This is a genomic window from Bradyrhizobium yuanmingense, assembly GCF_900094575.1.
Lineage (GTDB): Bacteria > Pseudomonadota > Alphaproteobacteria > Rhizobiales > Xanthobacteraceae > Bradyrhizobium > Bradyrhizobium yuanmingense.
This window is the reverse complement of the sequence record NZ_FMAE01000003.1, coordinates 648,336-668,533: the sequence shown is the minus strand read 5'-3', so window position 1 is coordinate 668,533 and position 20,198 is coordinate 648,336. Positions and strand designations below refer to the sequence as shown.

General features: G+C 64.3%; 26 protein-coding genes. 9 read left to right on the top strand and 17 right to left on the bottom strand.

What is annotated here, in order from left to right:
• Nucleotides 1-70: 70 nt before the first annotated feature.
• The 9 genes from GA0061099_RS41095 to GA0061099_RS12865 form a co-directional block, all read right to left on the bottom strand.
• Nucleotides 71-226, bottom strand: a complete 156-nt coding sequence (locus GA0061099_RS41095) for a hypothetical protein (RefSeq protein ID WP_035999067.1) — start codon at nt 224-226, stop codon at nt 71-73.
• 94 nt (nt 227-320) lie between these two features.
• Nucleotides 321-902 carry a flavin reductase family protein gene (locus GA0061099_RS12895; RefSeq protein WP_036022156.1) on the bottom strand — a complete coding sequence of 194 codons (582 nt, stop codon included), beginning with the start codon at nt 900-902 and terminating at the stop codon, nt 321-323.
• Nucleotides 903-936: 34 nt separating this feature from the next.
• A complete protein-coding gene (locus tag GA0061099_RS12890; protein ID WP_036022154.1) occupies nt 937-1,785 on the bottom strand; it encodes an ATP-binding cassette domain-containing protein in 849 nt (282 codons plus the stop codon).
• Between the two features lie 20 nt (nt 1,786-1,805).
• On the bottom strand, nt 1,806-2,612 hold the full coding sequence (ssuC, locus tag GA0061099_RS12885; RefSeq protein WP_074447712.1) for an aliphatic sulfonate ABC transporter permease SsuC: 807 nt from the start codon (nt 2,610-2,612) through the stop codon (nt 1,806-1,808).
• Nucleotides 2,609-3,772 (bottom strand): FMNH2-dependent alkanesulfonate monooxygenase, encoded by a 1,164-nt coding sequence (gene ssuD / locus GA0061099_RS12880; protein WP_074447711.1) that lies wholly within the window; start codon nt 3,770-3,772, stop codon nt 2,609-2,611. Before ssuD ends, ssuC begins: the two co-directional genes overlap by 4 nt.
• A 9-nt stretch (nt 3,773-3,781) precedes the next feature.
• The gene (locus GA0061099_RS42745) at nt 3,782-3,904 is read right to left on the bottom strand and encodes a hypothetical protein (protein WP_260344179.1); all 123 of its coding nucleotides are present in this window, start codon (nt 3,902-3,904) and stop codon (nt 3,782-3,784) included.
• A 2-nt stretch (nt 3,905-3,906) separates the two neighbouring features.
• A complete protein-coding gene (locus GA0061099_RS12875; protein ID WP_036022150.1) occupies nt 3,907-4,857 on the bottom strand; it encodes a sulfonate ABC transporter substrate-binding protein in 951 nt (316 codons plus the stop codon).
• Nucleotides 4,858-5,382: 525 nt separating this feature from the next.
• Nucleotides 5,383-6,549, bottom strand: coding sequence for a cytochrome P450 (locus tag GA0061099_RS12870; protein WP_036022148.1), 1,167 nt, complete (start codon nt 6,547-6,549; stop codon nt 5,383-5,385).
• A 116-nt stretch (nt 6,550-6,665) separates the two neighbouring features.
• Nucleotides 6,666-6,893, bottom strand: a complete 228-nt coding sequence (locus tag GA0061099_RS12865; protein ID WP_036022145.1) for a hypothetical protein — start codon at nt 6,891-6,893, stop codon at nt 6,666-6,668.
• A 314-nt stretch (nt 6,894-7,207) separates the two neighbouring features.
• Here GA0061099_RS12865 and GA0061099_RS12860 point away from each other — a divergent pair, with 314 nt between their 5' ends.
• Nucleotides 7,208-8,320, top strand: coding sequence for a helix-turn-helix transcriptional regulator (locus tag GA0061099_RS12860; RefSeq protein WP_036022142.1), 1,113 nt, complete (start codon nt 7,208-7,210; stop codon nt 8,318-8,320).
• Between the two features lie 127 nt (nt 8,321-8,447).
• Nucleotides 8,448-8,651 carry a hypothetical protein gene (locus tag GA0061099_RS12855; protein ID WP_050995847.1) on the top strand — a complete coding sequence of 68 codons (204 nt, stop codon included), beginning with the start codon at nt 8,448-8,450 and terminating at the stop codon, nt 8,649-8,651.
• Between the two features lie 49 nt (nt 8,652-8,700).
• Here the strand turns inward: GA0061099_RS12855 and GA0061099_RS12850 are convergent, their stop codons facing one another.
• A complete protein-coding gene (locus tag GA0061099_RS12850; RefSeq protein WP_225184190.1) occupies nt 8,701-9,045 on the bottom strand; it encodes a hypothetical protein in 345 nt (114 codons plus the stop codon).
• Between the two features lie 329 nt (nt 9,046-9,374).
• Between GA0061099_RS12850 and GA0061099_RS42065 the strand changes: the two genes are divergently transcribed.
• Both GA0061099_RS42065 and GA0061099_RS12840 read left to right on the top strand, forming a co-directional pair.
• Complete coding sequence (locus GA0061099_RS42065; RefSeq protein WP_225126228.1) at nt 9,375-9,698, top strand: hypothetical protein; 324 nt, start codon at nt 9,375-9,377, stop codon at nt 9,696-9,698.
• Between the two features lie 31 nt (nt 9,699-9,729).
• Nucleotides 9,730-10,632 carry a tetratricopeptide repeat protein gene (locus GA0061099_RS12840; protein ID WP_074447710.1) on the top strand — a complete coding sequence of 301 codons (903 nt, stop codon included), beginning with the start codon at nt 9,730-9,732 and terminating at the stop codon, nt 10,630-10,632.
• 308 nt (nt 10,633-10,940) lie between these two features.
• Here the strand turns inward: GA0061099_RS12840 and GA0061099_RS12835 are convergent, their stop codons facing one another.
• A complete protein-coding gene (locus GA0061099_RS12835) occupies nt 10,941-11,717 on the bottom strand; it encodes a helix-turn-helix transcriptional regulator (RefSeq protein WP_036022134.1) in 777 nt (258 codons plus the stop codon).
• A 195-nt stretch (nt 11,718-11,912) separates the two neighbouring features.
• Nucleotides 11,913-12,179 carry a hypothetical protein gene (locus tag GA0061099_RS12830; RefSeq protein ID WP_141697582.1) on the bottom strand — a complete coding sequence of 89 codons (267 nt, stop codon included), beginning with the start codon at nt 12,177-12,179 and terminating at the stop codon, nt 11,913-11,915.
• Nucleotides 12,180-12,280: 101 nt separating this feature from the next.
• On the opposite strand from GA0061099_RS12830, the gene GA0061099_RS12825 reads away from it, so the two are divergent.
• The 3 genes from GA0061099_RS12825 (at nt 12,281) to GA0061099_RS12815 (ending at nt 15,094) form a co-directional block, all read left to right on the top strand.
• Nucleotides 12,281-13,183 carry a LysR family transcriptional regulator gene (locus tag GA0061099_RS12825; RefSeq protein WP_036022131.1) on the top strand — a complete coding sequence of 301 codons (903 nt, stop codon included), beginning with the start codon at nt 12,281-12,283 and terminating at the stop codon, nt 13,181-13,183.
• A gap of 157 nt (nt 13,184-13,340) precedes the next feature.
• Nucleotides 13,341-14,615, top strand: a complete 1,275-nt coding sequence (locus GA0061099_RS12820; RefSeq protein ID WP_036022129.1) for an SDR family oxidoreductase — start codon at nt 13,341-13,343, stop codon at nt 14,613-14,615.
• Nucleotides 14,615-15,094, top strand: a complete 480-nt coding sequence (locus GA0061099_RS12815; protein WP_036022126.1) for a DUF2269 family protein — start codon at nt 14,615-14,617, stop codon at nt 15,092-15,094. Before GA0061099_RS12820 ends, GA0061099_RS12815 begins: the two co-directional genes overlap by 1 nt.
• 84 nt (nt 15,095-15,178) lie before the next feature.
• Here the strand turns inward: GA0061099_RS12815 and GA0061099_RS12810 are convergent, their stop codons facing one another.
• From GA0061099_RS12810 to GA0061099_RS12790, 5 genes are all read right to left on the bottom strand, one after another.
• Nucleotides 15,179-15,913, bottom strand: a complete 735-nt coding sequence (locus GA0061099_RS12810) for a hypothetical protein (protein WP_036022124.1) — start codon at nt 15,911-15,913, stop codon at nt 15,179-15,181.
• The gene (locus GA0061099_RS12805; protein WP_036022122.1) at nt 15,910-16,326 is read right to left on the bottom strand and encodes a phage holin family protein; all 417 of its coding nucleotides are present in this window, start codon (nt 16,324-16,326) and stop codon (nt 15,910-15,912) included. The genes GA0061099_RS12810 and GA0061099_RS12805 overlap by 4 nt, the downstream gene beginning before the upstream one ends.
• On the bottom strand, nt 16,323-17,000 hold the full coding sequence (locus GA0061099_RS12800; protein WP_036022119.1) for a hypothetical protein: 678 nt from the start codon (nt 16,998-17,000) through the stop codon (nt 16,323-16,325). The genes GA0061099_RS12805 and GA0061099_RS12800 overlap by 4 nt, the downstream gene beginning before the upstream one ends.
• Before the next feature lie 11 nt (nt 17,001-17,011).
• Complete coding sequence (locus GA0061099_RS12795; protein WP_036022116.1) at nt 17,012-17,971, bottom strand: DUF3618 domain-containing protein; 960 nt, start codon at nt 17,969-17,971, stop codon at nt 17,012-17,014.
• 255 nt (nt 17,972-18,226) lie between these two features.
• Nucleotides 18,227-19,432, bottom strand: a complete 1,206-nt coding sequence (locus tag GA0061099_RS12790; protein ID WP_036022114.1) for an LLM class flavin-dependent oxidoreductase — start codon at nt 19,430-19,432, stop codon at nt 18,227-18,229.
• Nucleotides 19,433-19,662: 230 nt separating this feature from the next.
• On the opposite strand from GA0061099_RS12790, the gene napE reads away from it, so the two are divergent.
• Nucleotides 19,663-19,848, top strand: a complete 186-nt coding sequence (napE, locus tag GA0061099_RS12785) for a periplasmic nitrate reductase, NapE protein (protein ID WP_018318384.1) — start codon at nt 19,663-19,665, stop codon at nt 19,846-19,848.
• Nucleotides 19,849-19,874: 26 nt separating this feature from the next.
• Nucleotides 19,875-20,189 (top strand): chaperone NapD, encoded by a 315-nt coding sequence (locus tag GA0061099_RS12780; RefSeq protein WP_036022112.1) that lies wholly within the window; start codon nt 19,875-19,877, stop codon nt 20,187-20,189.
• Nucleotides 20,190-20,198: the final 9 nt, after the last annotated feature.

Below are 20,198 nucleotides of genomic sequence, written 5' to 3'. Positions count from 1 at the left end.
CCCACCGTTCCGGTTGCTGCCTTGGAGAGATGGTGGGCACGGCGCAAGGGTTGCCCACCCTACGAGACCGTCACGAATAGCTCGGCGCATCCGGCTTGCGGAAGATGTGGATGGGATCGCCCGGCACGATCGGAGAGCCAGAGAACATCGCGTAGGCGTAGAGCGCGAGATAGGCGATCGCGAGCGCGCCGATGGCGTAGAAGATCAAGGTAGCCACGCGCTTCATCGTTCCGCTCCATGCGTCCGGCGGGACAGTCAGGAGCGCTTCTAGAGCGACGAGGCGGAAAAGGCCAGCCTTGCGCGAGGCTCGCCGACGGCGATCAAATGCCGCGCCGGCCGCGCGCGGGAAGGCTGACATCGGCCAGCCGGGCCGCGTCTTCGTCCTGGTCGACCGCCACATATTGGCCGTGCCAATAGGCCAGCGCGGCGGTGCGGGTCGAGCTCCTGATGTCCCGGACACGGCCGATGACGATGCCGTGCGAGTGCCGCTCGACGATCTCCTCGACTTCGCAATCGAAGGCCGAGAGCGCGCCGACCAGCAGCGGGACACCAGAGACTGCCGTCACCCACTGGCTGCCTGCAAAGCGATCCGCACCCTTCAGCCCGCCCTTGCCGGCAAAGCGTTCGGCAATGTCGAGTTGGTCAGCATTGAGGATGTTCACGCCGAAGGCGCCGTGGCGGCGGATCAGCGGAAACGACGAGGCGTCGCGGTTGATGCTGACCAGCAGCGTCGGCGGCTCGACCGACAGCGAGGTGACCGAGGTCACCGTCATGCCGGAGATGTCCTTGCCCCGCCCGGCCGTGATGATGCTGACGCCGCCGGTGAGGTGGCGCATGGCGCCGCGGAAATCGGCGGACGAGACGGGAATTTCGGTCATGAGCTCGCGGGGCACTACATTCATGGCGCTACTCCCCGCAAGCGGGGGTTCCCTTTATTTAGGTACGATCGTCCGCCGACAACAGGTGGCTCAGGATGGAGCCTTCGAGCCCGGCAAGCTCGGCCGAGCCGCGCTGGCGCGGCCGGGCGGCGTTAACCGTGACGTCATGGGCGATGCGGCCCTCCTCGATGACGAGCACGCGGTCGGCCAGCGCCACGGCTTCCGAGACATCGTGGGTCACCAGGATCGCGGTAAAGCCCTGATCGCGCCAGACCCGCTCCAAGAGGCGCTGCATTGAGATACGGGTCAGCGCATCCAGCGCGCCGAGCGGCTCGTCGAAGGCGAGCACGCGCGGGCGCGAGACCAGCGCACGGCCGAGCGCGACGCGCTGCTTCTGGCCCCCTGAGAGCACCGAGGGCCATTGATCGCGCTTGTCGGCGAGGCCGACCTCGATCAGCGCCTTCTCGGCGCGGGCATGCGCATCGCTCGAGGCACGATCGCGGCCGAGGCCGACCTCGACATTGGCGAGCACGCGGGCCCAGGGCAGCAGCCGCGGCTCCTGGAACATCACGCGGATGTCCTCGGGCTGGATCTCCTGACCGAAGCTGATGCTGCCCGCATCGATCTTGTCGAGGCCGGCGATCAGGCGCAGCAGGGTGCTCTTGCCGCAGCCGCTCTTGCCGACGATCGCGACGAACTGGCCGGCGGGAATGTGCAGGTCGATGCCGCGCAGCACCTCGTTGTCACCGAAGGATTTGCGCAAGCCGCGGATGCTGAGCGGCAGGCCGCTGGCCTGAACTCGGTGTTCTTCTTGCCGCTCCTCGCGCACCACGCGGGCGTGAGGGGCGAAAGTGGCGCGGCCGGCGAGCTCGGTCTCGGGAAGAGAGGTACGAAGCGCTGTCTGCATGTGATTCCCAGTATTTTCGCTCAACGTTTCTGGAAGGCGGGGTGCCAGGAGAGCGTCAGACGCTCCAGCACGCGGGAGGCGCTGTCGGCGAGCTTGCCGAGCAGGGCGTAGATCAGGATCGAGAGCACGACGACGTCGATCAGCATGAACTCGCGCGCTTGCATCGCCATGTAGCCGAGGCCGGAAGAGGCCGCGATGGTCTCGGCGACGATCAGCGTCAGCCACATGATGCCGAGCGCAAAGCGGATGCCGACGAAGATCGAAGGCAGCGCGCCCGGGAAGATGACGCGGCGGAACAGTTCGCCATCGGTCATGCCGTAGATGCGGCCCATCTCGATCAGCTGCGGATCGACGGTGCGGATGCCGTGCAGCGTGTTGAGATAGATCGGGAAGAACACCCCGAGCGCCACCAGGAAGAGCTTTGCGCTTTCGTCGATGCCGAACCGGAGGATGACCAGCGGGATCAGCGCCAGATGCGGCACGTTGCGCACCATCTGCAGGGTGGTATCGGTGAGCCTGGCCGAGAGCTGCGACAGGCCGTTGGCGAGGCCGAAGGCGAAGCCGATGCTGCCGCCGATCAAAAAGCCGACCGAGGCGCGCCAGAACGACACCCAGATGTTGCGGACGAGCTCACCGGAGACCAGCAGCTTCCAGCCCGCGAGCACGACGTCGCTCGGGGCCGGCAGCACCCGCGTCGGCACGAAGCCGGTGACGCTCGCGACCTGCCAGACCGCGATGATGGCGAGCGGCACGATCCACTGGATCAGGCCGTCGGCCCGCGGCAGGCGGATGCTGCGCGGAAGCGAAATGCTGTCGATCAGGCTCATGACTGCGACACCCGGTGCTGCGGACGGAAATCGCTGCCGACGGTCTCGCCGAACGGACCGCCGTTGAAATGCAGCTTCGTCACGTTGGAAGGCTGATCCAGCGCGAGCAGCGGAAACACCAGCTCGGCGAAGCGATAGGCTTCCTCGAGATGCGGGTAGCCCGACATGATGAAGGTATCGATGCCGAGATCCTGGTACTCCTTGATGCGGGCCGCCACCGTCTGGGCGTCGCCGACCAGCGCCGTGCCGGCGCCGCCGCGGACGAGGCCGACGCCGGCCCACAGGTTCGGCGCGATCTCGAGCTTGTCGCGCTTGCCGCCGTGGAGCTGCGCCATGCGGTGCTGACCGACCGAGTCCATACGGGCAAAGTTCTTCTGCGCCAGCGCGATGGTGTCGTCGCTGACATGCCTGATCAGCTCGTTCGCGGCGTGCCAGGCTTCTTCGTTGGTCTCGCGGACGATGACGTGAAGGCGGATGCCGAAGGAGAGTTTGCGGCCACGAGCGGCGGCAACCTCCCTCACCTTCGCGATCTTCTCGGCGACCAGCGCCGGCGGCTCGCCCCAGGTGAGATATTTGTCGACGGTGTCCGCCGCGACGTCGATGCCGGCATCGGAGGAGCCGCCAAAATACAGCGGGGGCCGCGGCGACTGCACGGGCGGAAACAGCAGCTTGCCACCCTCGATGCGGATGTGCCTGCCCTCGACGTTCACCGTCTTGCCGGCGAGCAGGTCGCTGTAGACGCTGAGGAACTCGCGGGTGACCTCGTAGCGCTCGTCGTGGCCGAGGAAGATGCCGTCGCCCTTGTTCTCGACGGGATCGCCGCCGGTGACGACGTTGACGAGAAGCCGGCCGTTCGAGACGCGATCGAGCGTCGCGGTCATGCGCGCGGCGACGCTCGGCGATTGCAGGCCGGGCCGAACGGCGACGAGATAGCGCAGCCGCTCAGTGAACGGCGCGACTGAGGACGCGACGATCCAGGAATCCTCGCAGGACCGGCCGGTCGGCAACAGCACGCCGAAATAGCCGAGCTGATCGGCGGCCTGCGCGACCTGGCGCAGATAGTTGAAATTGACCTCGCGGCCGCCGATGCCGGTGCCGAGATAGCGGCCGTCGCCATGCGTCGGCAGGAACCAGAGGATGTTGGCGTTGGATTGGCTCATGGATTGCCCCTAGCCGTAAGTCGTGCCGACGGCGGCCGCGACGATGCCGATCGACAGCACGATGGCTGCGATCACGCGTTGAACGATGCGCTTCATGTTCAGACCTTTTTGAACGGGAAGAGTTGTCGGCACGGTCAGGCTGCCGGGTTGCGCCAGACGATGTCGCGAATATGAATCGGCTTCGGGATCAGGCCGAGCTTGTAGAAGCGGTCGGCGACGCCCTGCTGGGTCGCGACGATCTCGTCGGTGACGGGACCGACCACGAAATTTGCGCGATTGGCGGCGACGGTCTGGATATCCAAGGGAACGCCGGTAATCGCGGCGAGCGATCTGGCGACCTCGTCGCGGTGCTGCTCGGCCCATTGGCCTGCCGCGGTCGTCACGTCGACGATCTGCTGCAGGATCGCCCCATGGTTCTTCGCGAACTCGCGGTTGGCGATGTAGAAGGAATTGGTCTTGGTGACCTCGCGCGCATTGATCAGGATGCGGCCGTTCTGCTTGGTCTCGCCGATCGCGAAATACGGATCCCAGATCGCCCAGGCCTCGATGCTGCCATTGGCGAAGGCGGGGCCGGCATCCGGCGGCGTCAGGTAGACCGGGGTGATGTCGGCATAGGTGAGGCCGGCCTTCTCCAGCGTCTGCACCACGACGTTGTGGGCGCTGGAGCCCTTGGTGAAGCCGATGCGCTTGCCCTTGAGATCGGCGATGTCGCGGATTGGCGAATCCTTGGGCACCAGGATGCCCTGGCCGTTGGTGATGGGCTGGCCGGCGGCGTAGACGATCGCCGCGCCCGCGGCCTGGGCAAACACTGGCGGGGAATCACCCACCGCGCCGAAATCGACGCTGCCGACGTTCATCGCCTCCATCATCGGCGGCCCCGAGGAGAACTCGATCCACTTCACCTCGATGCCTGAGGCTGCGAAATGTCTTTCCAGGGCAGCCTGCTGGCGCGTGATGACCAGCACGCCGGTCTTCTGGTAGCCGATGCGAATTTCCTTCACCGCGCCTTGCGCGATCGCAGGCGATGCGAACGCAGCGGCGGCCGCAGTTCCAACCGAAAGTTTCAGAAAGTCTCGACGCTGCATCCCACACTCCCGGCCGCGTGCGGCTGTCATCATTCACGTTTGCCGAATGATGGTGCGCGTCATCGGAGCTGTCGAGACGTCCGGGAAAATAGCGATGCGAGCACTGCGCTGCATGCCGCGCGCGTGACTAATCTTTCAAGCGGCGAAGCGAATGAGGATGGAATTTTTCTGCACGCGAATGTGAGGGCTCCACGGATTTGGTCGAGCCCGGACCGGCGGAACATAAAAAGTCGCAAAACAACCCCATGCACAGTAGCCGGGCGTGCGAAAACAACGACTTACGTATTATCCGAAGTGCGGTTGACTCGTCGGGCAAAACAGCGGCAGAATGGCATGATTTCGTAGTGGGTGCCGAGGCGCGGAGCTCCCTCCACCCTCTCGCCGTCATTCCCCGCGAAGGCGGGGAATCCAGTACGCCGCGGCCCGGCGATTCAACCACAACTGTCTCGGAGTACTGGATCGCCCGGTCAAGCCGGGCGATGACACCGAACGTGTGACGGGCGACGTGCCACGAGCACCACCGGCCTATTGCTCCCACCTCACCGGCAGATTCTGCAGCCCGCGGAAGGCCCAGCCGCCGATCCGCAACGCTTCGTCCTCGGCGAGCTCGATGCGCGAGGCGCGCGCGAACAATGTCGGCAGCGCGACGTCGGCGATCATGGCGCGCGAGGCGAAGGCGCCGGCGCAGAAATGCGGGCCGGCGCCGAAGGCGACGCTCTTGGAGGTGTCGCGCCGCACGTCGAACTGATCGGCGCGCTCGAAATGCTTCTCGTCGCGGTTGGCGGAGCCGAACATCAGGAACACGCGCTCGTCGAGCTCGAACGCCACATCGCGAATGGTCCAGGGTTTTGCGATGCGGCGCGGCGACATGCCGATCGGCGAGATCCAGCGGGCATATTCCTCGAAGGCCTGCAGCCACGACACGTCGCCGCGCAGGACCAGATCGAGCTGGTCGGGATGGGTCAGCAGCGCCCAGACCGTGCCGGCGATCGCCTTGCGCGGCTCGTTCTGGCCGCCGGAGATGGCGAGCTTGACGTTGGCGCGCACACTCTCCATCGGCATATCCGAGGCGAGCAGCACGCCCAAAATGCTCTGGTCGGGATGCTTGCGCATCACCGGCAGGATGTCGTCGATCGCGGCGTCGATGCCCGCGGTCGCCGCATGACAGCGCGCCTCGACCTCAGGGTCGCCGGCATAATTGGCGATGCCTTCGATCATGCCTTGCGACCACGCGTCCATGTCCTGAAAGCCGATATTGGTAAGGCCGGTGATCGACTTCAGGCATTCGCCGGAGAACGGCAGCGCGAAGTCGCGCATGAGATCGATCCGGCCCGGTTCGAGTGAAGCGATGATGCGATCCGCATGGGCCTGGAACTGTGCGGTCCAGTAGCCCTTCACCGTCTTCGGTGACACCGTCGGAAACATCGCCCGGCGCTCGACGAGATGCGCCTCGCCATCCTTGCGCATCATGTTGTGGCCCATCAGCCGGTTCATCAGGCCGGCGGGCTGGTGCGAGGAGAACACGTCGATCTGCTTCTCCGAGATCGAGATGTCGTCGCGGCTCGTCAGCAGCGTCGAGCCGAGCTGCGGCACGAAGGCGATCGGCGCCTCCTTCCGCATCTTGGCGAGCATCGGATAGGGGTCGGCCCAGAAGGCAGCCGGGTCGATCTCGATGCGCGGCGCGGTGCTCAAGCTTCGCTCCCTTGTCGTCTCCTCGATGCCGAGGCTAGCGCCTTTCAGTTGCCGCCGTCTGTCCCCATGGATTGGGACAGGCGGGCCCCAAAAAGCTGCCTTTGTCTGCTTTCAACTCAGATGGCAGCTCCGGCCAGCAAGAAAGCGCCGCCAAGCGCGACCATCACAAGTCCAGGCCAGTTCGATTTGACGCCGAAGCCGCTGCCGGGCCTTTCAGGCTCCAGCGTGTCACGTCCGGAGCGAAGCCACTTCCCACCACTGAATCGACCTCGCCAAATGGGCTGAAACGCCATTTGGAGTACGCCGCCGAAAACAAGGAGCACTCCAAGCCATATGAGGATCATGCTCGCCTCCTCTATCCGCGAACGCCGATAGGTTGATGCGCCGAGAACCGTGGTCCATTCAGCGCTGCCCCCGGCTTACGGGATCAGACCGACCTTGAAAGCCGCCGGGACAACCTCTGACCTGTCAAATAGTTGATATATGGACATGATTTCTGCTAGCCGTCCATCCGGGCCGGCTTGGGAAATAGTAGCAATTGGTTCCGCCGAAGCGGATTGGTATCAAGGGCCTTGGGCGGGCGAAGCACGAAGGCTGCTGCAGAAATGCACGCCGCGCGTCTGAAAGATCGGTCGAATCTGATGGGTCCAGCGCAGCAATGACGGGCATCGACTTCGAGCAGATCGTGGACCGCATCCACGAGGCAGCGACCGTTCCGGAGCTCTGGCCGGACGTCCTGGAGAACATCGCTCATGCCGCGGGCGCGCATGGCATGGTCATGATCACCTCGGACTCCGATCAGTGGTCCGGTGTCTGGAATGGTGTCGTGACGTCGCCGTCGATCCGCGAGGCTTTCTCGGCGTTCCTGCGTGGCGACCTCTCCAGCCGGACGGAGACGACCCCGCGACTCCTGGCGCTTGATCACCCCGGCTTCGTCGGCGAGCACGAGGCATTTTCGCCGGAGGAATGGGAGCGCGATCCATATCGGGTGGAATGGAACAAGAAGTGGGGCTTCGAACACGCCTGCGCGACGGCGGTCCGCAGCCCGTCCGGTGAGATCATCGTCTTCCACATGGAAAGACTGGCCGGCCGCCCCGCCTTTTCGCGGCAGGACCTCGATTTTCTCGACCGCTTTCGCCCCCATCTCGCGCGGGCGGCTTTGCTGTCGACACGCTGGCGCCTCACCCGGATGCGGGCGGCAACCGAGGCGCTGTCGCTGGTCGGCTTGCCGGCCCTCGCGATCACGCGCTCCGGGCGGGTTCTGACCGCCAACGCCTTGATCGAAGCCATGACCGACCTTCTGCAATGGTTGCCGAAGGACCGGATCGCGATCAAGGACCGCGCCGCCGACACCCTGCTGCGCGCCGGCCTCGCCCAACTCGATGCGCCGGACAAGGCCGTGTGCTCCTTCGCCGCGCGTCGCGCCAGCGATCTCGATCGGGTGGTGCTTCATCTGGTTTCGATGCCGGGCGAGGCCCGCGATCTCTTCGATGGAGCGGTTGGCCTCCTCATCGCGACGCCGGTCACCGCCTCACAGGCCCCGAGCCTCGCCCTCATTCGCGGCCTGTTCGACCTCACCCCGAGCGAGGCGCGCGTTGCGCGCGGAATCGCGCAAGGACAGACGATCGGCGACATCGCCGCGCATCACGGGCTCAGCCGCGAAACCATCCGCACCCAGGTCAAGGCCGTCCTCGCCAAGACGGGAACGCGCAACCAGAAGAGCGCAGCTGCCCTCTTCGGTGCGATCCCCAAATTACCGCTGAGAGATTGACGCCGGACTTGTCCGGTGGCGTGCGTCGGCAGGGACAAGCTTCGCTTCACCCAAATGGGTGAAGACACAGGCCGGCGCTCCGGGTTCAACTCCGCCCAAATTGGATGTCTGGCGAGAAGCGGCGGCGATGGCGGGACCGGAATTTCCGATTTTCGAAGTGACCCTGGCGCAGCGCAGGCGCAGGACATGGAGCTGGAGCGTCTGCACCATTCAAGGCGCGGTGGTGATGCAGGGCCGGGAAGCCAGTCGACCCGCAGCAAAGTACCAGGCCGAGAGAGCGCTGTTCATGCTGCTGCTCACCGCGCCCTATCGTTCCCGACTTTCCGCATAGCAAGGGGCTCCTCGAGCGCTGCAGGGTTGCCAGTGTGCGGGACAGCAAGCTAAGCGTCGGTCGGCGAGCGACCATGCGTCAGCCAATGGTCGATCTGCCAGGTCTCGTAACCGAGCAATTCGCCGAAGCGCCGTTCTCGATCATCGGACCAGGCTCCGGCCTCGTTCAGCAGCGCAAGCATGGCGTCAATCCGCCACTCGTGACCGGGCAATGTGTAGAACAGCATCCGATATTCGAGCTGCGGCGCCCCAGGACATGGCTCGATCAGCTCGCGCTTCGTCAGGCGGCCTTCAGCGACATGCCGGTCGAACATGCGCCAATACCGAATACAGATGTCCGGCTCCTGGCCGACGATATCCATGAAATATGCGAGGGGCTTGGTGCCTCGGAGCATCAGGCCGAGCTCTCTTTTGGTGTGAACCAGATAGGGCACTTGACGACGCCGTTTGGAATGCATGTCGAGCATGTTGGCGACGCAACGTTAATTTCCGCTGAGGGACCCCGCGCGAACGTTCTGAGCGAAAGGCAACGACGGCTTCCGGCCCAATCCGGACAATTGCAACGAATTTCACGGTGTGCCCTCGTGACGGTGGGCGTCATGATGGCCAAGGCGTACAGCAAAGAAACGGCTAACCACGTTGCAACGACCGCATGCGCGAGAGCATGGAGGAGAAATCAACTCATGATAGTATCGGCCTTGTCAGCCGACCAAAGGGAACTGCCGTGACTGAAATGACCAAGCTTCGATCTCGACTTCTGTTGATTGCCTTGTGGGTCAGTCTCGTCGGAGCTCTCGTCGTTTTCTTTGCGTTCGCCAACACACCAGGCGGAAGCGGTGGTTCATCCTGGGTCTTTAATCTGATCGTGTCCTGGTTGCCGTTCCTGGTGCTGGTGGGCGCCTGGCTATGGTACTCGCGCACGATCCGGCGCTCATCATCCGGGGCGAGCTGGGTCGATCTATACGAGCAGCAGGTCGCGGAAAACAGGCGAACCAATGCATTGCTGGAGAGGATCGCGACCGCTCTGGAAAAGCCGTCTCCTGGTTAGCGCGAACACCGGGCATCGCGGGGACGAAGTCATGCGCTCGGGCATTGCCGCCGACATCCTGCTAGTTGTTCTGGCACTCGCAGCCGCCGTCGTCAGCCGGCCAGCGGCTGCCGACGATCGACAAGTCTGTTTGGAACGGACGAAGGAAGCCTCTGCCGAGATCATCGCTGCCTGCACACGCGCGATCCAGAGCGGAGACTACAACGGCGAAGACCTGTCGAGTTTGTATCATGCGCGTGGCTGTTCCTGGCCATGGACAAGCTTCGCCGATCGCGATGACCGCGCCCTTGAAGATTTCACCGCGGCGATCCGGGTAAACCCGAAAGCTGGCGGCTCACTGCTCAACCGGTCGCACATCTACAACCAACGGCACGACCACGACCGGGCAATAGCCGACGTCGACCAGGCATTCGAAGCCGGCCTGTCAGACCATGGAAAGCGGGTCGGATACGGCGAGCGCGGCTACGCCTATCAAAGGAAAGGGGACAACGACCGCGCCATTGCCGACTATACCGCCACCATCCAGCTGAATGCGAACAATAGCTTCGCTCTCATGGCCCGGGGCAACGCCTATTTTGCCAAAGGCGATTTTGACCGTGCCATTGCCGACTACAACCGGGTGATCGCAGTTGATCCCGAATATGCCCACGACTATGCCGCCTACGGCAGCCGCGCGATTGCGTACCTGCGCAAGGGCGACCTCCGCCAGGCCTTCGCGGACGTCGACCGGAAGCAGGCGCTATCCTGGCTCGCTGCCGGCGTCTTTCTGGCAGCGCTGATCTGGCTTTGTTGCCGAGGGGGCGCACGGTCGTTCGGATGGCGGTCTGGACGAACGATCATCGAGATGTGCGAACAGCAGCTGGTCGACTTGCGGCACACAAACGCCGCCCTGGAGAAAATCGCGGCGGCTGTCGAGAAGCGATCGTCGGGTTAGCTCGGGTTCGTCGGACGTTCGGCCGCGCCGACGTTGCTAACTTCCGGAATGGCCGTCAGAGCCGCCGGACCAACCATCATTCTGGCCGGGTCCAAAGTTCGTATTGTTTCGATCCGGCGGGACCCTCATGCCCTGGTAAAAGGCGTAGCCAATGACTCCCAGCAAGGCGACCAGGCAGATAGGTGCAAGAAGCCAGTCTGGCATGTTCTCATCCTCGGATCGGCCCTACGTGCCGCAACCGCATCGGATGATAGGCCAAATGCTTCAACTAAAGTTGGATGGACACAGACATCGCGGACTTGGAGCCCCTAGTTCAGGCCGCGCGGACCCGTCAGCAGGCGCAGCACAATTCCGAATAATTCGCTCTGCGAGGAGATGCCGAGCCGCTCATAGGCGCGCTTGCGGTAGGTCAGGATCGAATGCAGGCTGATGCCGAGCGCCTGCGAAATCGCCTCCGAGCTGAAGCCTCCGAGGATATGGCGGCAGACCTCCTGCTCGCGCAGGGTGAGCGCGGAGAGCGGCTTGCGCGTCGCGAACAGGGACGCAAGATCGGACGTCGGCTTCTCCTGGAAATGGCGGGCGACGCTGGCTGCGATCGCCGGTGCGATCGCCCCGAGCCGCTCGCGCTGGGCGGCGCTGAAGCGGCCCTGCGCGGCGATCCGATAGAAGTTGACGTAGAAGCAGGTGTCACCGGTCCAGATCGCGGTCGCACATTTGTCGACGATGCCGGAATCCTGGAAGAAGATCTTGCGGTAGCGCGCGCCGTACATGCGCGGCGCGAAGCGAGGCAGCATGATCGGCGCGCCGCCCTCGCCTTCGAACAGCGCATCGCGGTTGGGATCCGTTTCGTGGAACTGGCCGGCATAGGCGGCGCCGAGATCGGCGCCGATCGGGATGTTGCCGGCATCGAGCAGGCAGCTTGCCGCGCCTGCCCGGCTCAGCGCGAACACCATGCAATGGCCGACATCGGCCTGCCGGCGCAGCGTGTCGATGAGCACATCGGGAAAATCGGAGCGGCCGATGGCGAGCACCGCGGGCGTGACATCGCCGGCCGACGGATGAAAGGTTGTCCCGTTGGGTCGCACCGTATTCCTCCGCAAGACGCTCTTTTGCGAGAGGATAGCAGCAACGGAATCTTACCGGAAGCGCTCACGAGCACCGCCGCCCAGGGCCGCTCGGCTGTTGCAGACACCATTGGCGGGTCTCACGCTGCGCCTCCCCCTTCGAGACGGCATCGTCGCGATTTTCTCAGATGAGGCTGATCCGATGGCCCCACCGAGTCACTTCACCCTGTGCCTGAAAGCAATCTCGCGCAGATGACTGAAAAGCTTTGAGAGCCGCTTCAAGCGCTCACTGACCAGCGCGCAAAGAAGCATCAGCCACGTTGCGAGCGCGACACACCACAACAGAAATTCCAATGCTGCGGGCATGAGGGCACCTTTCGAAACGAGTTGCGAAACAAAGGCGGGGCACTGATGCTCGTTGAAAAACGCGAGCACTGCGTCTGCGTTATCAGCCTTTATGGCCTCTCGCGCTGCCGCGATCATGATCGCCTCCGCTGCCGACCGCATTCGAAGGCTATTACGACCTCCTGAATTGCACTAGAATTAATGCTGAAAGTCACAATTCCATTTCGGGGAATGATCCGATGGACAGGCTCGATGAACTTGCGACATTCGTCGCGATAGTTGAGGTTGGAAGTCTGGTAGGCGCAGCAAAGCGATTGAAGCGTTCGCCTCCCGCGGTCACTCGCGCGCTTGCGGCCCTCGAGGAAAGGGTCGGAAGACGATTGGTGGAGCGAACAACCCGCCGCCTTGCACCGACGGATGCCGGACGCCACTTTGCTGAGCGCGCCCGCGAGCTGGTCAACGGCTACTCGACCGTCATGAGCAGGCTTGTCGAGACGGAGGGGGCTCCGCTGCACGGTATCCTGCGAATAGCCGCTCCCACCATCTTCGGACGCCGTCATGTCGCCCCGATCGTATCGAGCTTCCTTGACGCTCATCCGGCGATCCGTATCGAGCTCGTCATGGGCGAAAGGTCGCTCGACCTGATCAGTGAAGGCATCGATGTTGCGGTCAGGATAGGTCAGCCGCGCGACTCGCGCCTCGTCGTCAGATCAGTGGGGTCGGTCCGTCGCGTCCTGGTGGCCAGCCCTTCCTACTTGCGCAGGCAACCTGAGCCTCGACATCCGCGAGACATACCGAAGCACGATGTCGTGTTCTTTTCCGGATTTGCGGGGCCGACCGAACTGCGTTTTCAAAATCGAGGTCGCTTGCACACGGTTCGCGTGATGCCGCGCCTCATGACGACAGATCTCGACACGGTCATTGCCGCCGTGACATCGGGCCAAGGCATCGCTCGACTTTTATCCTATCAGGTCGAAGCCGAGATTTCGTCAGGCAAGCTCGTGCGTCTTCTTCCGGCCTATGAGCCGGCCGTACCGGTTCAAGTCGTGATTCCCGGTTCCCGGCGCACCGCACCGGCTGTGAGGGCATTCGCGGATCACGCCGCTGCGTCGCTCCGTACCCTTTCGATCATCCGCCATTGACTTCAAGGGAGCTGCGCGGGGCGGGGTGTCCGGTTCTCTGCCTGCAGCCAAACCCATCAGTTCCCCCGCGAGGAACGATTGCAGCCCCGCTTTATTGGTCCGTATCTTCAAGGCTTGATCAGGGCGTTGCCCAGGCCGCTCATCGAAGGATCAGTCGATGCGCATCCTTCTCGTCGGGGCTACAGGACTCATCGGATCGGCGATCCACGCCAGGCTGTCCGCCGAAGGACATGACTGCATCTTGGTGTCGCGTCATCCCGCGGCGGCGCACGATCCTCGCCACGTCGCGCTCGACGTCGCCCGGACCACCGATGTGTCGAAATGGAAGGGCCTTCTCGCCGGCGTCGATGCCGTGATCAATGCAGCGGGTGCGCTGCAGGGACAGGACATGCAAGGCGTTCATGTCGCCGGCAGCGCGGCACTCTATGCGGCCTGCGAGACCGCCGGGGTCCGCAGGGTCATCCTGTTCTCGGCAATCGGCAGCAATGTCGATGCGCTCAGCGATTTTTCCCGCACCAAGCGCGAGGGCGAAGCCGCCTTGATGGCGCGGGAGCTCGATTGGGTGGTGCTGCGGCCTTCTGTCGTGGTCGGCCGGCCCGCCTATGGTGGCAGCGCGCTGCTGCGCGGGCTGGCGGCGCTGCCGGTTCTGCCGGTCATGCCGGACACGGCGGCGATTCAACCGGTGCATCTCGACGACGTCGTTGAGACCGTGCTGTTCTTCCTGCAGCCCGGCGCGCCTTCACGGGTCGCGGTCGATCTGGCCGGCCCGCGGCGGATCGCCTTCAGCGATGCGGTCGCGCTGTTTCGCGCCTGGCTGCGCTGGCGCCCGGCCTATCGCCTGCAGCTGCCGCGCTGGGCGGCTTCAATTGCCTATCGTGCGGGCGACGTTGCGCAGATGCTGGGATGGCCAACGCCCATCAACACGACGGCACAGGCGGAAATGCGCCGCGGTGCGACCGGCGATCCCGAGCCCTGGCGTCGATTGACCGGCACTCCACCGCGCGATCTCGAAGTCGCGCTCGCACGCGAGCCTGCGTCGGTGCAGGAACGCTGGTTTGCACAGCTGTATGCGCTCAAGCCGCTGATCTTTGGCGTCTTCGGCGCGTTCTGGATCGCCACCGGCATCATCTCGCTGAGCGCGGGCTGGAATATCGGCATGTCGTTGCTGCTTGAAGGCGGGCTGCAAGGGAACGTCGCGGCGCTCGTCGTCACCGCGGGCGCGCTCGCCGACATCGTCATCGGCATCGCCATTCTCTGGCGGCCTCTGAGCCGCTACGGACTCTGGGCCGCACTGATCATCTCGCTCACCTATGCCGTGATCGGCACCGTCCTGGTGCCGCGACTGTGGGCCGATCCGCTGGGACCGATGCTGAAGATCTGGCCGGTGATCATGCTCAATCTGGTCGCCATGGCCATCCGCGAGGATCGCTGATGATCTATTTCCTCGTGAAGATGGCGCACATCATCGGCGCTGCCGTGCTGCTCGGCACCGGGGCCGGCATCGCCTTCTTCATGCTGGTGGCACATCTGCGCGGCGACCCGCGCGAGATCGCGGGAGTCGCGCGGACGGTGGTGCTGGCCGACTTCCTGTTCACGGCGAGTGCCGTGATCCTGCAGCCGATCACCGGGACATGGCTCGCCTGGTCGAGCGGGTATTCCCTCGGCGACGGCTGGGTGGCGGCGTCGATTGCACTGTATCTCGTGATCGGCGCCTTCTGGCTGCCGGTGGTGTGGATGCAGATGCAGATGCGCGATCTCGCCGTCGCAGCGGTCGCGAGCAACGGCAAGCTGCCCGCCCGCTATCACCGTCTGTTCTGGTGGTGGTTCGCCTTCGGCTTTCCGGCGTTCGCGGCCGTGCTGATGATCTTCTGGCTGATGATCGCCCGTCCGGCCATTCCATACTGGGATTAGGTTCGCCTTCAGGACAACCCACCTGCCTGATCACCCAACCAGAGCGAGGCGCGTGGCCAGCGCACCCCGCTCTCCGTCGCCTCACTACGGAGCCTTCACCTCGGCGCGGGCAGCTGCCGCGGCGTCCATCCCGGCCTGCTTGACTCGGTCCACAATCTCGGCGCCGGTATCGCTGATTTCCGAGACAACCGTGTCCGAGGCTTCACGCAGGGCCTGCGAGACCGCACCGGCGCGCCGGTTCAGGTCAGCCTTCACGTCGTCGCTGACGTCTCCGATATACTGGTTCTCGATCTCGGAGGCGCGGAACGCGCCCGCCACGGCCGCACCAATTGCGATGCCCACGACCCCTAGCACGAGCGGTTGCCGCTCCAGCATGTCCGCCAGTGACGACTTCGCACTCGCCATGGTGTCCTTGTTCGGAAGCGCATTGCCCAGCTTGCTGAATTGCTCCTGCGCGAAGGCGACGCCCTCGTCGAAACGATCCCGGACGCCCTCGGCGGCCTGCGACATAGTATCGGAAGCGGCGGCGGTCGCGCCACGCAGGGTCTCCCCGACCCCTTGCGAGCCGTCGTTGTCCATTTCGGGGGCGGTCGGCGGCGCCACGGTCCGCTTGATCGCGGATGCTGCCGAGCTGAAGCCGCGCGTCCCTAAGTCGGCAACGGGTTCGACGGCCTCGGCAGCAGAACGCGCTACAGTCTTTAACTTCTGGTCGCCGGCCAATAGCCAAAGCGCGCCGCCTCCGATGAGGGCCGCGGCAAGCGGATTGTCCGTGGCGGCCGTTACCAGATTGTCGATAAAACCGGTTTTCGTGCTGCTCATCGCACCATTCCCTTCACGGTGTCCTTGTCTTTTTCCAGCTGGCCGATCGTTTCGCGGGGAGCCAGCTGACGCATATCAAGCCGGTTCATGCCCATGGCCACCAGCGCGGCGGCGATGGCCGCAGCGATGACTGCCGATGTCAGATATGACAGTGGCTGCGACCATCCTGCGGAGATCAATGCGGCCGAGAGGGCAAACAAGGCCATGACGATGGCCGGGATCACCAGAACGGCGCCGCCTACGATCAAGCCGACGGCGCCGCCGATCTTCTGGAGCTTCTCGCCAACTTCTGCCTTTGCCAGGTCGATCTCGTTCTGGAACAGCTTGGCGAACTGCGACATGGCATCGCCGAGCAGCGTCGAGATTTCCCTGAACTCGCTTTTGCTGGTTTTGATATCGCGCTCGATGCTCATGGTAACGTGCTGCCCTGGAAGGATGAGGATTGTTGCGTATGGGGGTTACGGGTCCCGGACTCCCGATTCCAGTTTTGCTCTCCCGCCGAAAACGGTCTCCCGCCCGACGTTTGCCCGCTCCCCGACGTGCTGCCGGGGGTGTTGCGCTGCCCTTGGGATGACGACTGTCCGCCCGATGCCTTCAGGAAGCGAACGGCCGCGAAGCCAGCCAGCACCGATATGCCAAGAAAGGCGGCCGGCTGACGTTTGGCGAAATCGGTCGCGCCTGCGACAAGATCTCGGAAGCTTCCGTCCCGAATCTTCTGGGCGGCATCCTCGACATAGTCCGCCGCCGAACCGATGCCGCGTGCGGCGAAGGGTACGTCGCTCTCGAAAGCCCGTCCGGCCTCGCGGATGTTGGCCGCGAGGCGCTCGACGAAATCGGCGCCCGATCGCTGCTGTTCGCGCGCCTGGCTCTGAATCTGGTCCATGGTTCCGTCCGCGACGCCCTTTGCTGCATCCGCGGCCTCGCCGAACTTGTCTCGCGCGACGTCGGCCGATGCCCGGAACGCATCGCCGGCGCGCTGCTTCATCTCCGCTCCGGCATCGCCGATCTGCTCTTTCATGTCCTTCGCGGTGCCCTTGTCCTGGTTCTTTGTGAACTGCTTCACGTTCTGCGGGTCCAAATCGCTCATGATGGTTTCCTTCAGGTTTTGGTTTGAGAGGGGCTAAAGGCAGCTTTGACGACGTCGTCCGCAGCCTCCTTCAGAGTGTCCGCCATGTTCTGCGTCATGCGGCTGGCATGGGTGCCGAGATCAGCATCGGCGACCCTTTGCGCCGCAGCATCGGCCGCCGACGTGGTGGCGTCTCTTGCGGCCTCGAACCCGGATTGCGCCGCGGCGGCAGCAGCCTGCTTCACCCCGTCGCTCGTCCGGCCCATAACCTTAGCTTCGACCTTGGTCTCGGGAAGAGCAGCCGCAATGATGGCGCCGATCGCGATGCCCAGGCCGCCGATGAGCGCAGCATTGTCGCCAATGGCCTGCCGGGCCTGGTCAGGCGCGCTCGCGGCGGCATCCCTGGTTGCATTCATGCCACTCTTGAGCTTTTCACTCGCAAAAGTGGCAGCACGCGCCGCGCTCTCCCGCAGATCAGCGGCAATGCCGGCGGCCTTCTCCTGCGCGTCATCAGCCATGCCAGCGGTTCGGCTTTGCGCGGAGGACAGCGTCTCCTTGGCATCACCCTGCATCGCCCGTGCGCCCTCGGCCACCCCCTCAAGCATGTGCCCGGCTTTGTCCAAGACCGGGCCGGTGACGTCTGCAGCACGATCGCGCACCGTCTTCGAGGTCAGGGCGAGTCCTGCGCCGATCATGAGAAGTGGCAACGGCGTACCTCGCACCAACCGAAGCAACGGAACGCCCACTGCGGCGCCCGCGGCCACTGCGCCCATCGGGTTGTCCATGATCTGTTGCTTGAGCCCTTCGACCCAGCTCTGGGTCTTGTGGCTGACGTATTCGGTGACTTCGGATTTGATGTGCTGCGGCGAGACTTTGTGGCGAATGTCCTCGGCGGTGTCCGATATCTGCTCCTTCAACCGTCCGACCGTCGCCGCCAGCTCCGCGCGGCTACGCTCGGACTCCCGTCTCAACTCCTCCACGGATCGTGTCATCGCGTTACCCTCTTGCTTTGTTTCTTGGATTTGAGGTCGAACTCACGCTGTGTTGAATCGTTCCTCGCGCCGCTTGGGCGCTTGCTGGGACGACGATATGCGTGAAGCAGCGCAAGGGAGAGCGACGTCGAGCGCCCAGCCATTGCTGGATGCAGAGAGTTCGAAAGGTCTGCTCCGGGTCAAAACGCCGCACTCCTGCGCGGCTCACCGCACCGGCTTCAGCGCCAGGAAGCAGGACCTGTCGTGGCTTACACGCTACCCCGCCGCCGCCTTCGCGGGGGCCACGTTGATCGCCAGCTTGCCGTAGCGATCGGTGAAGGCCTCGGTATCGATCTCTTCCAGCTCGATCTCGCCGCTCATCACGCCCTGCTTCCAGGCCGCCTGCGCCGGATCGTTCTGGAACTCCGGCATCACCTCGCGACCGAACAGCTCCAGCGACTCGCAGATATGCTCGTGACTGTTCTTGCCGGCCTGGTTGAGCAAGATGACCTGGTCGATGTGCGAGGACTGGAAGCGCTTCAGCTTCTTCCGGATCGTCTCGGGCGAGCCGATCAGGCCGCCACGCAGCGCCGCCTCCTGGGCTTGCGGATTGTCGCGCTTCCACTTGTTGTACTCGTCCCACATGTTGACGGTGTAGGGCGCGGGGCGCTGGCGGCTCTGCGAAGCGCCGTAGAAGCGCAGCGCAAACTGGAAGAAGGTGGCGCCGTCGGCGCGGGCGCGCGCCTCTTCATCCGTCTTCGCGCACATGAAGAACGAGACCAGCGCCATGTTCGGATTGATCTCGTAGTCGGCGAGCTTGTGCAGCCGCTTGGTGATGGCGTTGTAATAGGCGTGCACCCAGGCATGCGCGGCATCGGCGCTGACGAACTGGAAGCCGAGCGCACCGAAGCCGTGGCGGCCGGCACGTTCGATGGTCGGCAGCTGCGAGCAGGCCATCCACAGCGGCGGGTGCGGCTTCTGCACCGGCTTGGGCACGACGTTGCGCAAGGGGATGTCGAAATATTTGCCGTGATGCTCTGAGCCTGCGTCCTTGAACATCGGGAAGATGGCCGCGACCGCCTCCTCGAACACCTCCTTCTTGGTCTCCATGTCGCGGCCGAACGGCTCGAGCTCGGTGATCGAGGCGCTCTCGCCCATGCCGAACTCGCAGCGGCCGTTCGAGAGCAGATCCAGCACCGCGACGCGCTCGGCGACGCGCGCCGGATGGTTGGTGGTGAGCTGGAGGATGCCGTGGCCGAGCCGGATGTTCTTGGTGCGCTGGCTTGCGGCAGCCAGGAACGATTCCGGCGAGGGCGAGTGCGAATATTCTTCGAGGAAGTGATGCTCGACCACCCAGGCATGGTCGTAGCCGAGCTTGTCGGCGAGCTCCATCTGCGAGAGCGCATTCTGATAAAGGGCGAGTTCGTCGCCGGCCGCCCAGGGCCGCGGCAGCTGCAGCTCGTAGAAGATGCCGAACTTCATGGCGTCGCTCTCCCGCTTGTTGTTGTTAACGGCATCTTAATGCGCGAGGCGACGCTGTCTACGGATGCGCAATTCCGCCACGTGGGAGACGATCCATCCTCCGGCGCAGCGAGAGGCAGCCAACCGACATTGATCCAAATCAACGCGCTGTCGGGTGGAACGTATCTAAAGTGCAGCAAGGCGACGGCCCGGATGCCGTCACGATTCCCCACAGCTTCAAGAGACCGAATATGTCGGCCCCTGACGACACGACGTCGCGCGTGCGCCGTAAGCGCATGGAGATTTTCGCCTTCCTGTTCCTGACCGCGATCGTGATGCCCGTCCTCGCGGTCGGGACGGTCGGCAGTTACGGGCTCGGCGTCTGGATCTACCAGATGTTCGCCGGCCCTCCCGGCCCGCCGCCCTCCCCGCATTGATCGGCAACTAGCGAAAGACAGGCATCATGGCTCACGCCACACTCAACCGCCGCGCCTTGATCACCGGCCGGGTGCTCAGCGCCGACCGCGTCATCGCGCCGCCGGGCGCCGAGATCGCCAGCATCATCGTGCAGGCGCGGCCCGAACGCCTTGCCGAACTCGAAGCCGAGATTGCCGCGCTGCCCGGCTGCGAGATCCACGGCCGCGACGCGCGCGGAAAGCTCGTCGTCGTGGCTGAAGCGGCGGATGCCGGCAGCCTTGGCACCATGCTCAACACCATCCAGTCGCTGCCGAACGTCTATTCCGCAGCGCTCGTCTTCCACGCCATTGAAACCGCCTGAGTCAGGAAG